The organism is Streptomyces albipurpureus (assembly GCF_023701525.1).
In the GTDB taxonomy this organism is placed as follows: Bacteria; Actinomycetota; Actinomycetes; order Streptomycetales; family Streptomycetaceae; genus Streptomyces; species Streptomyces albipurpureus.
This window is the reverse complement of the sequence record NZ_JAMQAW010000078.1, coordinates 35,805-50,515: the sequence shown is the minus strand read 5'-3', so window position 1 is coordinate 50,515 and position 14,711 is coordinate 35,805. Positions and strand designations below refer to the sequence as shown.

The window sequence follows — 14,711 nt, the reverse complement described above, 5'->3', positions numbered from 1 at the left end:
ACAGCGGAACTGGCCAAGCTGGAGGCGGCCGTGATCTCGCGCGGGGACAGTTTCATCTCCGGGGAGGCCGGCCGCTGGCAGGGCAATGCCGACACCTCCCTGGGCAGCCGCTACGGAACCGACCGGGCCGCCTATGGCTGCACGCCCGGGAAGGGTGTGCTCCCACGATCCGGCTCGCGTCTACGGCCCCTCCTGTTCCGGCGGCTGCAACCGCTCCGACGTCGCCGAGATCACCCACGTCACCTCCGTCCGTCTCGGCAGCGCTGAGTTGCGCGGCCGGTCTGCCGGGTACGGCTGATGGAGTGCGGGCGGATATGCCCGGCGCGGGAAAGGGGAGACCTGTGGCGCGTTTCGTTCTGTCCACTCCTGTGAGAAACGAGGCTGGTTGATGGGTTCGCGTGCACGGTGTGTGCTGGCTGGTGTGGCGGTCTGTGCGGTGTCGGTCGCGGGAATTCCGGCTGTGTGGGCGGACAGTCCGGCGCTTGAGCGGGGGCGGCAGGCGGAACCTCGCTATCAGGTGTTCACGGTGACCACCGAGTGGGAGGTTCCCGCCGTGGTGAGTGTCCTGACGTTCCACATGTGGAGCGGGGGCGCCGGGGGTGCGGGAGGTGGCGGGGGCGGCGGGGGCGGCGGCGGTGAGGCCGCCTATGTGCCCCTGGGAACGTCGACGTCCGGGGCGGGCGGCGGCGGCGGTGGAGGGGGAGGTGGAGGAGGTGGAGGTGCGAGCGGCCGGTACCAGAAGTGCACCGTCGCGGTCACCGCTCTGCCGCTGGTGGGCAGGCCCCTGTCGATCGAGGTGACGCCCCACGGCATCGGCGGCGTCGGCGGAGCCGGCGGCCCGGGGGGTTCGCGGGGTGTGGGAACGATCGGTCAGAACGGCAGCGCGGGCGGGGACGGCTCCGAGGGCGAACAGAGCAGATTCGGAGCGACCATCCGAATCGAGCAGTCCAGTGCGGGCGGCCTCACGCGGAGCGTGGTGTCTGCACAGGGCGGCTTCCGCCCCCGGACCGGGGGCGGAGCGGGCAGCGCGGGACAGGGCGGAGCGGGCAGCGCGCGAGGGGGAGCCGGCAGCACCTCTCCCGCACCCGGCGGGGCAGCGACCGACAACATCCCGGACGTCCTGTGCAGCAAGGGCGTGCCGTCCTCGGCCGGGGGAACCGGTGCGAGGGGCGTCACGGGAAGGGACACCTACGACAACAGGCCCACCGCGGGAGTGGGCGGTGTGGGAAGCTTCAGCGGCGAAGGCGGCCGTCTGCCCCTGACACCCGTCACCCTGCCTGACGGCACATCGTTCACCCCGCCCGCGGGCACCGGAGCAGGAGGAAGCGGCGGCCACGGCGGTGAAGGCGGAGACGGCGGCAACGGGGGTGTCGAGCTGAGCCTTTCCTCCACCGACGGCAGCCCTGGTGCCGCGGGCCACAACGGCAGCACCGGAGGCAACGCCCTCGTCCTCATCGCCTGGTAACAGATCAGCGGGCGGACCCGGACGGACGCCGCCTCGACGATGCTCGACGCCATGACCGCCAACCGGTGGCGCACGCCGGCCTCGCCCGCTCGTACCCGTCTGACTGGAGCCGCCTGGATCTTCTCCTGCGCGGCACAGGAAGCGACGGCGGACGCGGCGGCACCGGCTGACGGTCGACTTCTCCAGCACCCAGCCGGTGGCGCGGGCACCACGGGCGATGCGGAACAGCGGGGCGGCAACGCCCTTGTCGTCATCGCCTGGTGACTGACCCTTTCCCGGCAGCCACGCAGCGAACGCACTCACCCGGTGGCGGCTCACTACGTCGCCAAACCCGGGGACGGGCATCCGATTCAGGCCGGCTTCACCAGCACGACCGCACCACGCACCAGTGCAACAGCTCGTGCGTTTCCCACCTGACCTGCGCGAACCCTGGCGCACCCGGGGATCTGGCCGGGTGTGTTGCACCCCGCACTGCAACCCCAGGGCGCTGACGGCACCAGGCCCGGGTGACCTGTGACTGCGTAGGAGGAATGGGTGCCGCCGAAGTCGACTCCGGGGCAGTCCCGATGGCCGCAGGTCGTGCCTTGTGCGGGTGGCCCCGCCTCAGCCGTGGTTGATGCGCCGATGCCCTCACAGGGGCTTGGACGGCCGGATGCTGACAGGCGCCGGGCACCAACTCGGCTGCTCATCGGGATGGTTGGCCTGTCTGATCGTGCTCCCGGGGCTGGGTGTGCTGGCCAGGTCATCCGCCTGGTTTCGGGACAGGCGTCCTTCTTGCCGACGGCTTCGCGTTCTTGAACCCTGTGTCTGCCCCGTAGGGGTGGTGCGGGGGTGTCGGTGGGGGCGTGTGGTGGTAAGCCCGGAGGCGACGGGCGAACGGTGGGGCAGGTATTCATCACCGGGGTGTGAGATGTGTGTCCCGTTCCCCCGGCCCGAGAAGCAGGCGGTACAGGCGGGGTGTTGTCACCATCCCCGGGTGACCGCCTCCTGGTGTTGGTTGGGGGTCCTGAGGCGTGCGGTGTCCTGCGGGATGCCGTGCGCCGGGTGATAGGGAGAGACAGAAATGATCGTGGGAAGAGTGCGGTGGGGTACGGCGGTGGGCGGAGTGCACGGTCAACGGCGTCTCGATCGTCCCCCAGCGTGAGGTCGATATCCACGGGACAGCGGGGCGGGATGTCATCGCGTGCACCGGTGACGTCCCCTTCCTGACGGTGTACGGGCACGGGGGCAGTGACGACATCTCGTTCACCGATGCCACCCTTGGCCTCATCGTCCGCGCCGGGCTGGGCGCGGACACCATCACCTTCCGCAACGCCAACTGGGAGACCGGGGCAACTGTGGTGTACGGGGATGGAGGGGACGACACGCTCACCAGCGACACCACGGTTTCCGGCGCGCGATTCTACGCCGGTGCGGGCTCCGACCGTATTGCCATCACCGGCTACGACGAAGACGCCGGTATTCACCACGCGGAGATCCACGGCGGCTCGGGCATCATCGGGGATCTACTTGACGGTGATGACGAGATCACCATCACCGCCGGCAGGAATCCGTCAGACGTCGCGGCGGCCGTCGCGATGGACAGCCGGGTCACTGGCGGGCCGGGCAACGACGCCATCCGCGTACGCGGGGGTGACAATGATTCCCCCTCGCAAGAGGGCACGGGGATCGCGGACGACGCCATGGTGGAGGGGGGCCTCGGCCGGGACACCATCGAGGTCACCGGCGGCATCAGCGGCCCGCCCGAGGACCGGCGCGAGAGCGATCCCATCCGCTATGGCCACGTCTTCGGTGACGATTCGACCTCCGATCTCCTCGGCAACAGGGATCACATCATCATCGGCACCGGCCGTCCCGGCAGCATCGCGTGCCTCGGCGATCTGGGGGTGGCCCCCGCCTGCGCCCTGGGTGCGGACGTCGAGGGGCAGGGCGGCGACGACACCATCAAATTCCGCGCCATCCCGTGGGCGAGCCGGGTGCTGGGCGGCCTGGGAGCCGACCGCATCACCACACCCGCCAACCGCCAGAGCACACTCGACGGCGGGACCGAGGGTGACATCCTCACCGTGAACGGCACCAACCTCAACGGCACCCTGGACGGCGGAGCGGGAACCGACACCCTCACCGTCAACGGCACCAGCACGCACGGCAGCATCCTGGACGGCGGAGAGGGAGCCGACACCGCCGCCGTGACCGGCGACAACAACGACTACAGCACTGTCAGAGGCGGAGCGGGAAACGGCGACCTCACCGTGGACGGCACCAACGACTACATGGTCAACGGCGAAGCGGGTTCGACACCTGCAAGGTCGGCTCCGGCAACCCGCCCGTCAACTGCGAGAACTGAACCCGCCGGCGGACGCATGCGCACCTGCCCCGGGCCGGAGCCAACCAGCCCACGCCGAGCGAGGTTCCCGGACAACCGTCACGACGCTCCGATGCCGGTACGGCGAGCGGCCGGACCTGGAACCTCAGGCTGTCGCCATCAGACGATATCGCCCCCGGCCCGGCCTTACGGATGCCGTACCGAAGCGGTCACCGGCGCCTGCGTCCTCGGCGGCACTCTCAACGAGCGCGGCTACGTCGCTTGACCAGCAGCGACTACTTTTCGAGCCCGACACCGGCCCGTGCACCGGAATGAGATCGTCGCCCTCGGCCGCATAATTCTCGGACTGCCTGGCGCATTCGAACACCCGTCACTGCAGTAACAGGTGAGCTGCTGTTTGATCGGGTAGGCACACTGCTCGCTGAGAAGGACGCCATAAGTTAATCCCCGATAGGCATGACCCTTGTGGGGGTGTTCGGGAGGTGGTTCACTTCACGGAAGCGGCACAACCCGCGACCCGCACGTCCTCCGGGCCGACGCCGCGGATTTCGTGTGGGGCCGGCCCCACTCCGAGTCGCTCATCCTCCGAGGAAGGCCGCCCATGGCTGTCGACCGCATGTTTTCGGCAACAACCCCGCCCAGTGCACGTCGCTCGGCCGTGAGGTCCCGAGCTTGGATCGTCGTGACGATGCTCTCGCTGTTCCTGATGCTGAACTTCGCAGACAAAGTCATCGCCGGTCTCGCAAATGTCGATTTGATGAGTGACCTCGGCATCGACGCGAGCCAATTCGGCCTCGTGCAGAGCGCCTTCTCCTGGCTCTTCGCGGTCGGCGCGATCCTGGGCGGCTACCTGGCTGGCTTCGAGCCCGGCACCGAATGATGCCGGCACGCCGCACGTTGAGGAGACCATCTTGTCGCAGATCACTGCCAGCGAGCAGTCGACACACCGTCAGGACGACGCGCCCCCGGGTGCCGACGTTCCCGCCTCATCACAAGGCCGGCAGCCGAGGCGGCTGCGCGTGTCGAGGACGACGCTGCTAGTTCGTGCCGCCCAACTCGTGCTCGTCGCCGTCTGGCTTGTCGCGTGGGACCTGACCGCGCGCAACCAGTGGATCACCCCCGTACTCGCCAAATCGCCCAAGCAATCGTGGAGCTACCTCGTCGCAGCCGTCGAGAACGGCGAGCTCTGGTCCAACGCCCAGGCCACGATGCTCGCCGTTGTGATCGCCTGGGTCCTGGCCAGCACGGTCGGCGTTGTCGTCGGCATCACGCTTGGCCTTCTCCCGACGTTCGAGCGGATCCTCGCGCCGTTCCTGGACGCCGCCAACGCGATGCCGCGCATCGCCCTGGCGCCGTTCTTCATCGTCGCCTTCGGTATCGGCGTCCAGGCCAAGGTCGCGCTGGCCAGCACGCTCGTGTTCTTCATCGTGCTCTCCGCGTCCCGGGCCGGCGTGCGCTCCGCCGACGCCGAGTGGCTGCGCCTGTCGGCCGTCCTCGGCGCCAAGAAGCGGCACCTGTTCTGGAAGGTGATGCTCCCGGTCGCAACGCCCGCGATCCTCGCGTCACTCCGGCTCGGGCTGATCTACGCACTGCTCGGCGTCGTGGGCTCGGAGCTGATCGCGGCCGAGGACGGTCTGGGCCAGCTGATCGCGGAGTACTCGTCGCTGTTCCGCCTCGAAGCGGTGTACGCGATCTTGCTGCTGCTCGCCGGCATCGCCGTCGTCCTGAACCAGGTCATGGCCGCCATCGAGAGGCGACTCCTCAGATGGCAACCCCCCGCCGACCACTGATCCGAGGAGATGACATTCATGAACAGCCCCACGCTCCACACCAACACCGCGAACGCCCAGCGCTTCGGCACCATGATCAGCCTCCGCAAGTCGGGGGTCACCTTCGCCAATCCCGAGGGCGGCAGCCGAACCGTCCTGCACGACATCGACCTCGACGTCCCCGCCGGGCAGTTCGTCGCCCTCGTCGGGCGCAGCGGCTGCGGCAAGACGACTCTGCTCAACATGATCGCCGCACTGGTCGAGCCGTCGTCCGGCGCGATCGAGGTCCGCGGCACCAGCCCGCGCGATGCCCGCCCGCACCTCGGCTTCATGCTGGCCCGCGACGCACTGCTCCCCTGGCGCACCGCCCAGGGCAACGTCGAGTACGGCCTCGAACTGCGCGGCACCGACCGGGCCACGCGCCGGCAGGTCGCGCGCGACTGGTTGGGTCGCGTCCACCTCAGCGGCTCCGAACGGCTGTGGCCGTGGCAGCTCTCCCAGGGCATGCGCCAGCGCGTGGCTCTCGCCCGCACCTGGGCACTCGATCCCGACGTCCTGCTGATGGATGAACCCTTCGCAGCACTCGACGCCCGGACCCGCGTCTCGGTCCAGCAGGAGTTCCTCGAGTTGTGGCAGTCGGGACCCCAACGCACGGTCGTCTTCGTCACCCATGACCTGGGAGAGGCGATCGCACTCGCGGACCGTGTGGTTCTCCTCGGCGAGGGTCGGATCCTCGACGACGTCGAGGTGGACATCGAGCGGCCGCGCGACCTGGAGGGCGTGGCCGCCCACCCGCGCTACCAGGAGTTGTACGACCGCTTCCGGGCATCCATCTGAGTTTCTCGGGCACCTTCGACGCAGGAGATCCATCCCATCATGAAGACAAAGATCCTGTCCCTCTTCGGCGCCGTCGCGCTTCTGCTGGCGACGGCAGCCTGCGGGTCGGACAAGGCCAGCACCGGTGGTTCCGATGAGCTCGCCGTGGGCACCTTCCCCGGCACGCTCTTCACCTACCCCCTCTCCGTCGCTGAGAAGAAAGGTTTCTTCAGAGATGAAGAGCTCAACGTCAAGCTGATCAACGGCAAGTCCGGCCCGGAGATCCTGTCCGGCATGATCGGCGGAAGTACCCAGATCATCTTCGGGCAGACCGGCGTTATCGTTCCGGCCAAGGCCCAGGGCCAGGGCATGAAGGTCATCGGACCATACTCGCGCGGCCGCGTGGTGATCGTCGCGACCGAGGCTTCCGGGATCTCCTCCCTCAAGGAACTGCCAGGCAAGAAGTTCGCCGTCCCCCAGCGTGGTGACACCAACGAGCAGCGCACCCTCGAAGTCCTCAAGGAGTTCGACATCGACGGTAGCAAAATCAACTTCATAGGCACCGGCGCACCACAGACGACCGCCGCCGCCCTGGCCAACGGCCAGGCCGATGCCAGCGTCCTGGGGCTGACCACCTACGAAAGCCTGCTCGCGCAGGGCATCAAGCTCCGCATCCTGGGCGACTCAGCCGCCGGCACCATGGGCGAGCGAGGCAAGAACGACATCACCGGCGTGTTCGCCAGCACCACGAAGTACTTCGACGAGAACCCCGCGACCGTCGGTAAGTTCTGCCGCGGCATGAAGACCACCATCGACTGGATCGCCGACGACGCGAACCTCGACGAGGCGACCACGCTCATGGCCAAGTGGACCGGCCTGCCCGAGAAGGCCGCACGCAAGGTCGTCGAGAGCGAGAACAAGATCTGGTCGATGGCGCTCGACCAGAAGCTCTGGGACGCCAACGTCGGCTACTTCGACGCCAAGCTGGACCCGGAGTACGACGACACCGTCATCAATGACTGCCAGTCCCTGAAGTGATCTGGCGCTCCACTCGCCTCCCACCACAGTCTTCGGAGAATGCCGTGCCTGACCGTGAGGTACTCACCGATCTCTCGCGATCGACCACAGGCCCTCGACACCGGCCCACGGGTGGACGCTTGCCCACCAGGCCGGCCATCTCGCCCAGATGACGCGATGTGATGGCGCCGTTCGCGATTCGGTCCCCGGACGAGTTCCTCGCTTCCGTTGCCCGCAGCCGGGAAGCAGACGGCACGAACCGCAGAGCAGACGTGTAACGCTCCCGGTCGGCCGCTCCATGAGTTGAGTTCGAGCGCGACGACCTCGCCAACGAGCTTGCCACCCTTGCCAACACCACGCCGGGGACAGGCATCCCATGGGCCGGACCGCCGATGAGCATCCGTTCCATGACAACCGCGAGGCTCATGGAGACCTGGGCGCACGGACTCGACGTACGCGCAGCACTCGGGCTCGACGCCGACGAAGGCCGTTGGCTTCACCACATCGCCCGGCCGCCAGGCCAACGCCCCGTGGGCCATGATCCGCGACGGAGCGTGCCATCAAGCCACACCACCACTCACGACAGCGGCTTGACAACGGCGGGGGAGAGTTTCCTCCAGACCCCGGCCGTCCGATAAGGAGGTACCGCCGGTTTTCGGCATTTCGTCGGTGATGTATGTACCGAGGTAGGCCCGGATCACGGCAGGGTCCTCTTGGGCCTGTTCCGGGATGCCGCCGCCGATCCAGCGGCCGAAGTCCAGGACGGTCACCTCGTCGGCGAGCCGCAAGATCAGCCCCAAGCCGAGCTCCACGATCAGGATCGCATGCCCAGGGCCTTCCTGATCGCGGAAATGGCCCACGCCATGTCGAGACGCTCGACCGAGTTCATGCCCGCCACCGGCTCGTTCAGCAGCAGGAGTTGGGGCTCCATGTACAGGCCCCGGGCCAGCTCGACGCGCTTGCGGTCGAGGAGCGCGACCGGAGCGCCGACACGGGTCGCAGGCCGGTGAACTCGTCGACTTCCCGAACCCGTTCACTGTGGGCGCCACGGCTCGCGGACGGCGCCCGACCGTCGCACAGGGTGCTAGCGGTGAAGGCCGCACAGGTGAAGGTATGTCGGCCCGCGTCAAGTTGTCGGTGCCACACCCAGAGCGATGATCCGGTGCGGCGGACGCTCGGTGCGGACAGCACACTGAAGGTGGTGGACTTCCCCGCACCGTTGGGGCCGATGAAGGCGTGCACGGACCCGGGGGCACAGTGAAGCCGACCTCACTGTCGCCACCTGCGACTCACCAACGCAGCGGTCGTGGTGGGCGTGGGCGATGGGCGACTCACCCAGCCCTCCTGCTCAGCGGCTGCGGACTCGCCGCAACCGGGTTTCCTGGCATGCCCCCTTCCGCCAGGCCGTGGAGCGCGGTTCCTGCCCACACTCGAAGGGCCGAACGGGAGCCGTGCCCCGTGCTGCCCGGCTTCCTGCCCCCGCCGGGTGGCCGCCGGGGTTACGTGGGCTCGCTCGTTGCGGTGGACGGCCGGAGGGGGGCGCGCCGGCGGAGCACGGCCTCTTGGACTACGGAGGCGACCAGTGTGCCGTCGCGGGTCCAGAAGTCGCCCAGGTTGAAGCCTCGGCCGTCTCCGGCGGAGGGGCTGCGCTGGGCGAAGAGCAGCCAGTCGTCGGCGCGGAACGGGCGGTGGAACCACATAGCGTGGTCGAGAGAGGCCAAGGCCAGCTGGGAGGGCCCCTCGCGGAAGGGATAGAGCGCTTCTTGGTCCAGTGCCGAGGTCGGCGCAAGGCTCAGGTCGGAGCAGTAAGCGAGCGCGCAGACGTGCAGCAGCGGGTCGTCGAGCAGCGTCTTGACCGCCCGGAACCACACGTACTGCTCGGTCTGGCCACGGCCGCCCTCGCCGGCTCTGCTGATCGCGGACGGCGGGACCACGCGCATCGACATGACCTGCGCGTAGGCGGCCTCCCGGTATTCGTCGGGTTTGTTCTCGGCCCAGTACTGGTAGGCGTCGGGTAGGTCCTCGGGTCGGGGCACGTCCGGCATGACCAGATAGCGGTCCGGCTCGTCCTCGGGCAGCTTGAACGACGCCGAGAGCGTGAAGATCGCCTCGCCGTCCTGAACCGCGGTGACCCGGCGGGCTGTGTAGCTGCGGCCGTCGCGCAGCCGCTCGACGCTGTAGATGACAGGGCGCCTGGTGTCCCCCGGCCGCAGGAAGTACCCGTGCAGGGAGTGCACCGGCCGCTCGCGCGCCACCGTGTACCCGGCGGCCGTCAAGGCCTGGGCGGCGACCTGTCCGCCGAAAGCGCGCAGCGGCGCTCCGTCGTGGCACCACCCCCGGAACAGGTCGAGTTCCAGGCGCTCCAGGCTGAGGAAGTCGACCAGCCCGGTGGGGGCGGTGCCAGGGTGCTCGGCGTCGGCGCTGCGCCCGCTCTCGGACGGCTTGGTTCCGTACACGCTCGACAACCTTTCACGCTCCGGGGCGGTGGCCGCCCGGACGCTCAAAGTTAATCTTCGTTAGCTAAGGATGTCCAACTCGAAACATGCGGAGCCCGGCTTGTCGATCGGAAGTCCACGGGTGACAGCTGTGCGATTGTGGCCTGCAGGAGGCACCCTTTTCGCAGCTGGAATCAGCTCCTTCGGGGTGGGGGAGCGGGGCAGGGTTTTGAGGCTGGGTAGGTAAGTCACCGCATTCGTTATGTGACTACTGGTTCGTCTATAGGGCGCGCATGGGTCGTGGTGGTGCTGGTCCGCTTCTGAAGAGTGTTCGTGCGACCGGCATCCCGTGGGCTCAGGCCACGATGTTGACGTGCGGATCGAGTCTGACGTCCACCAGGAACGGTCCGTCGAGGTCCCGGGCGATGTTCCGGAGGGTGTCGAGGTCCGCCGGCCGGCGGACGGTCATGCCGCGCGCGCCCATCGCCTCGGCCATCGGGACCAGTTCGGGCCAGGCGTTGAGCGAGTAGTCCGGGTCGACGCCGATGTGTACGAGCTTGAAGTGCTCGGCACCGTACGCGCCGTCGTTGAGGACCACCACCAGTAGTGGCAGTCGCTCCCGCACCGCGGTGGTGAACTCGGCCATGTTCATCATGAACCCGCCGTCGCCGACCACGAGAACGGTGAGGTCTCCGGGGCGTGCGACGGCTGCGCCGATGGCGCCGCTCAGCCCCAGGCCGATCGAGCCGAAGCCGCCCATGCAGACGAAGTCCCGGGGGGCGGCCACTCGGACGGCGGGCCACACCCCGACCGCGAACCGGCCGATGTCGCTGACCAGGACGCGCTTGCGGGGAAGGACCTCGTTGAGGCGGATTGCCGCAGTCCGTACGTCCACGGTGTCCGCGCCCGTCCGATCCTGGAAGTCGTCGGTGAGCCGGTGCTCGCGGAGTCGTTGCTGGATCTTCTCCAGCCGGCTCCGGGTTGGGGCGTGGCCGACCGCCCGCAGTGTGTCGCCCATGGCCGCCGCCACCGCCTTGGCATCGCCGGAAACGGCCTCGTCGATCGGGGTGAACCAGCCGAACGCGCTCGGATCACTGTCCACCTGGACGACCTTCTTGTCCCCCAGGAGCTCACCGTGGAAGCTCGTGTGGGAGTTGAGGCTTGCGCCGAAGGCGATGATGCAGTCGGCCTCGCTGATGGCGGCCGTCGCCACGCTGTGCGAGAGGTTGCCGAAGATGCCGAGGTTGCTCGGGTGGCCGTGGAACCAGTCTTTGGCGAGCAGGGTGGTGGCCAGCGGTGCGGCCAGTTGGTCGGCGAGCGCGATCAGTTCGTCACGGGCGTCCGCGGCCACCGCGCCGCGACCGGCGAGCACCACCGGCCGTCTGGCGCTGGCGATCAGCCCGAGCGCGCCGTTCAACTGCTCCTCGGTGGGCAGACCTATGGCCCGTGAGAGCGGACGGGCCGCGGGTTGCTGTTCGCCCGCGTCTTTGCGGACCAGGCCGATCGGCAGGTCGAGTAGGACGGGACGGTCCTCGGCGACCACGCGTCGCAGGGCCTGGTTGAGGGAACGGACCAGGTCGGCCGGCTTGTGGACCTTCTCGTAGCCCGCGCCCGCCATGGTGGCCACCGCGGCCAGGTCGAGCCGTTGGAAGTGGGTCGGTTCCGCCGGGGTGTCGCCGGTGAGTAGCAGCACCCGGCTGCGGCTCCGGACGGCCTCGATGAGTGAGGTGACGGTGTTGGACAGGGCCGGTCCATGGGTGACCGACGCCACGCCCACCCGGCCTCTCGCCCGCGACCAGCCGTCCGACATGCCCACCGCGCCGCCTTCGTGGGTCACCGGCACGAAGCGGCCACCGCGTTCCATGTAGTCGCAGAGGTACAGCATGTTGGCGTCGCCCATCAGCCCGAACATGGTGTCGACTCCGTGTTCGAGTAGGGCGGTTGCGAGCTGCTGGTAGACCTTCATGGTGGTTACCGGTTTCCTTCCGGTTGTCCCGCCGCTACAGGGCTGTGCGCGCCGGGTCTGTACCGGCCGGGCCGATCGGCACCCGGTGGGCAGCAGGTCGACACGGATCCCGTCCTACAGGCCGAGGTCCTTGGCGATGATGGTCTTCATGACCTCGCTGGAGCCGCCGTAGATGCGGTTGACGCGGACGTCGGCGTACAGCCGCGCGATCGGGTACTCCAGCATGTAGCCATAACCGCCGTGCAGCTGGAGACACTTGTCGACCACACGGCCGCACACCTCGGTCGTGAACAGCTTGATCTTCGCGGCGTCGGCGGGGGTCAGCTCCCCGGATTCCTCCAGCTCCATCCCCTTGTCGACCAAGGCCTGCGCCGCCTCCACCTCGGTGGCGCACTCGGCGAGGACGAACTTGGTGTTCTGGAACGACGCGACCGGTTTGCCGAAGACGTTGCGCTCCTTGACGTACGCCTTGGCGAGCTCGATCGCCGCGGCGGCCCGCGCGGTAGCGTCGACTCCGACCGAGATGCGCTCGCGGGGTAGGTTCTGGCCCAGGTAGGAGAAGCCCTTGCCCTCCTCACCGAGCAGGTTCTCCACCGGCACCCTGATGTCGGTGAAGGACAGCTCGTTGGTGTCGCTGGACCTGAGGCCGATCTTGTCCAGCTTGCGACCGTAGGCGAAGCCGTCGCTGTCGGTCGGCACCACCAGCAGGCTCAGTCCGCCGCGCCGGTCCTCCGGGGTGGCCGGTGAGGTACGGGCGACCACGACGCACAGTTCGGAGTTGCGGGCTCCGGAGATGAAGGTCTTGGCACCGTTGAGGACATAGTGGTCACCGTCCTGCGAGAGCTTGGCCGAGGTGCGGATGCCCGCGAGGTCGGAGCCGGTGCCGGGCTCGGTCATCGCGATGCAGAGCGTGATGTCGCCGCTGACGAGGCCCGGGAACCAGCGCTGCTTCTGGTCCTCGGTGGCCAGCGTCAGCAGATAGGGCAGGACCATGCCGGTGCTCAGGCCGTAGTGGCCGAGCATGACCGCGGCGCGGGCGCTCTCCTCGGTGATGATCGCCTGGTACTTGTAGCCGACCTCGCCCGGGCCGCCGTACTCCTCCGGGATGCCGAAGCCGGTCACACCCAGCGCTCCGAGCTTGCGGAACAGCTCGCGCGGGACCGTGCCCTGGGCCTCCCACTCCTCGTAGTGGGGCACGACCTCCTTGGCGATGAACTCCCGGATCATCATCCGGAAGGCGTCGTGGTCCTTGCTGTAGACGGTGCGTTTCATGGGGATGGTTCTCGTTTCTGCTGAGGGCGGGTACGCGCGGGTGGTCAGCCGTCGGTGCGGGCGGCCCGCAGTTCCCGCTTGAGGATCTTTCCGGCGGGGGAGAGGGGCATCGCGTCGATGAACTCGACCGAGCGTGGGGCTTTGTATCCGGCGATGAGGGTCTTGGCGTGCGCGCGGATCTCCTCTTCCGTGGCGGTCCGCCCCGGCTTGAGGACGACTACGGAGTGCACCCGTTCGCCCCAGTGGTCGTCGGGCACGCCGATCACGGCGCACGAGGCCACGGAGGGGTGGGCGGCCACCGCGTTCTCCACCTCGGCGGAGTAGACGTTCTCCCCACCGGTGATGATCATGTCCTTGAGACGGTCGACGATGTAGAGGTAGCCGTCCTCGTCCAGATAGCCACCGTCGCCGGTGTGCATCCAGCCGTCCCGGACGGCCTGCGCCGTCAGCTTCGGCTTGCCCCAGTACCCGGCCATCAGGTGGTCGCCGCGGGTCACGACCTCGCCCACCTCGCCCGTGGGCATCCGTGCTCCGTCCGGACCCACCACCGCGAGCTCGATGGCGCAAGTGGCCCGGCCGGCCGACCGCAGTCGCTGCCCGCCCGCCACATGGTCCTCGTGGGTGAGTACGGTGAGCACGCTGGTCTCGGTCATGCCGTAGCCCTGGGTGAAGCGGGCCTGGGGAAAGGACGTCATGGCCAGCTGGAGCAGGCTCTCGGGACTGCCCGCGCCACCGTAGGTGATCCGCCGCAGACTGCTGGTGTCGTACGCGTTGAAGTCCGGGTGGCTGCAGACCATCTGGACCATCACCGGAACGAAGGTGGTCGTGGTCACGCGGTGTCTCCGGATGGTTTCCAGGACACCCTCCGGGGTGAAGTTCGGCAGGAAGACCAGGGTGCCGCCGATCAGGTTCTGGGCGTACCAGCCGGTGAGGGCGCCGATGTGGAAGAGCGGTGCCGTCAGCATGTTCACCCCGTCGGGGGTCGCCGCCTGGGTCAGGATGAGGGAACTCATCATGGAGGTCTGCAGGGCGCGGTCGGTGACCATCACACCCTTGGGGGTGCCGGTGGTGCCGCCGGTGTAGAGCAGGAACGCCACGGTGTCGCCGCCGCGGCGGATGTCCGGTACCGGCTCGGAGCCGGTGATCAGCTCCTCGTAGTCCAGCATGCCCTCGGGGGTCTCTCCAGTCCCGCAGTAGACGAGGGTGCGCAGGCCGGGGGCGCGCTCGCGCAGCTCCGGGCCGAGAGCCGCGAAGGTGTCGTCGACCAGCAGCACCTCGGTGCCCGAGTCGGTCAGCGCGTACGCGATCTCGGCGGGCGCCCAGCGGGTGTTGAGCGGATGCGCGACGGCGCCCATCCACCAGCTGGCGAAGAAGAACTCCTGGTGGTGGTCGGAGTTCAGTGCCAGCAGGCCCACCCGGTCTCCCGTCTGCACTCCGAGGCCCCGGAAGACGGCGGCCAGCCGGGACACCCGGTCGACCACCTCACGGGTGGTGCGGACCCGGTCGCCGCAGATCGTCATGGGCCGGTCGGGGTACTGCTGGAGCGCCCGGTGCAATGACTGGGTGAGGTACACGACATCCTCCAAGGCACGGCCCGACGGCCTTGCCGGCCGAAGAGAGAAAGAAGGGGGGAAAGAGGTCCGGG

At 68.5% G+C, this 14,711-nt stretch carries 12 protein-coding genes and 3 pseudogenes; 9 read left to right on the top strand and 6 right to left on the bottom strand.

Features of this window, described 5'->3' with window-relative positions; all coding sequences use genetic code 11:
• From NBG84_RS35695 to NBG84_RS41685, 9 genes and pseudogenes are all read left to right on the top strand, one after another.
• Positions 1-267: pseudogene (locus tag NBG84_RS35695) on the top strand (hypothetical protein); the annotation flags it as partial.
• Between the two features lie 259 nt (positions 268-526).
• Entirely contained in the window at positions 527-1,465 is a 939-nt protein-coding gene (locus NBG84_RS35690; protein WP_250923908.1) for a hypothetical protein, read from the top strand.
• A gap of 51 nt (positions 1,466-1,516) precedes the next feature.
• Positions 1,517-1,729, top strand: a complete 213-nt coding sequence (locus tag NBG84_RS35685) for a hypothetical protein (protein WP_250923854.1) — start codon at positions 1,517-1,519, stop codon at positions 1,727-1,729.
• A gap of 947 nt (positions 1,730-2,676) precedes the next feature.
• Positions 2,677-4,056 carry a hypothetical protein gene (locus NBG84_RS35680; protein ID WP_250923853.1) on the top strand — a complete coding sequence of 460 codons (1,380 nt, stop codon included), beginning with the start codon at positions 2,677-2,679 and terminating at the stop codon, positions 4,054-4,056.
• Between the two features lie 336 nt (positions 4,057-4,392).
• Entirely contained in the window at positions 4,393-4,671 is a 279-nt protein-coding gene (locus NBG84_RS35675) for a hypothetical protein (RefSeq protein WP_250923852.1), read from the top strand.
• Between the two features lie 31 nt (positions 4,672-4,702).
• Positions 4,703-5,581, top strand: coding sequence for an ABC transporter permease (locus tag NBG84_RS35670; protein ID WP_250923851.1), 879 nt, complete (start codon positions 4,703-4,705; stop codon positions 5,579-5,581).
• 18 nt (positions 5,582-5,599) lie between these two features.
• Positions 5,600-6,397, top strand: coding sequence for an ABC transporter ATP-binding protein (locus NBG84_RS35665; protein WP_250923850.1), 798 nt, complete (start codon positions 5,600-5,602; stop codon positions 6,395-6,397).
• A gap of 39 nt (positions 6,398-6,436) precedes the next feature.
• Entirely contained in the window at positions 6,437-7,414 is a 978-nt protein-coding gene (locus NBG84_RS35660) for an ABC transporter substrate-binding protein (protein WP_250923849.1), read from the top strand.
• Between the two features lie 326 nt (positions 7,415-7,740).
• Positions 7,741-8,031: pseudogene (locus NBG84_RS41685) on the top strand (maleylpyruvate isomerase N-terminal domain-containing protein); the annotation flags it as partial.
• Here NBG84_RS41685 and NBG84_RS35650 read toward each other — a convergent pair.
• The 6 genes and pseudogenes from NBG84_RS35650 to NBG84_RS35625 all read right to left on the bottom strand — a co-directional run bounded on the left by NBG84_RS35650 (position 7,954) and on the right by NBG84_RS35625 (position 14,640).
• Entirely contained in the window at positions 7,954-8,205 is a 252-nt protein-coding gene (locus tag NBG84_RS35650) for an ABC transporter ATP-binding protein C-terminal domain-containing protein (RefSeq protein WP_250923905.1), read from the bottom strand. The pseudogene NBG84_RS41685 and the gene NBG84_RS35650 overlap by 78 nt on opposite strands.
• Before the next feature lie 94 nt (positions 8,206-8,299).
• Positions 8,300-8,644: pseudogene (locus NBG84_RS35645) on the bottom strand (hypothetical protein); the annotation flags it as partial.
• A 248-nt stretch (positions 8,645-8,892) separates the two neighbouring features.
• A complete protein-coding gene (locus NBG84_RS35640) occupies positions 8,893-9,849 on the bottom strand; it encodes an acyl-CoA thioesterase (RefSeq protein WP_250923847.1) in 957 nt (318 codons plus the stop codon).
• 334 nt (positions 9,850-10,183) lie between these two features.
• On the bottom strand, positions 10,184-11,794 hold the full coding sequence (locus tag NBG84_RS35635) for a thiamine pyrophosphate-binding protein (RefSeq protein WP_250923846.1): 1,611 nt from the start codon (positions 11,792-11,794) through the stop codon (positions 10,184-10,186).
• Positions 11,795-11,908: 114 nt separating this feature from the next.
• The gene (locus tag NBG84_RS35630) at positions 11,909-13,066 is read right to left on the bottom strand and encodes an acyl-CoA dehydrogenase family protein (protein ID WP_250923845.1); all 1,158 of its coding nucleotides are present in this window, start codon (positions 13,064-13,066) and stop codon (positions 11,909-11,911) included.
• A gap of 44 nt (positions 13,067-13,110) precedes the next feature.
• Entirely contained in the window at positions 13,111-14,640 is a 1,530-nt protein-coding gene (locus NBG84_RS35625) for an acyl-CoA synthetase (RefSeq protein ID WP_250923844.1), read from the bottom strand.
• Positions 14,641-14,711 lie beyond the last annotated feature (71 nt).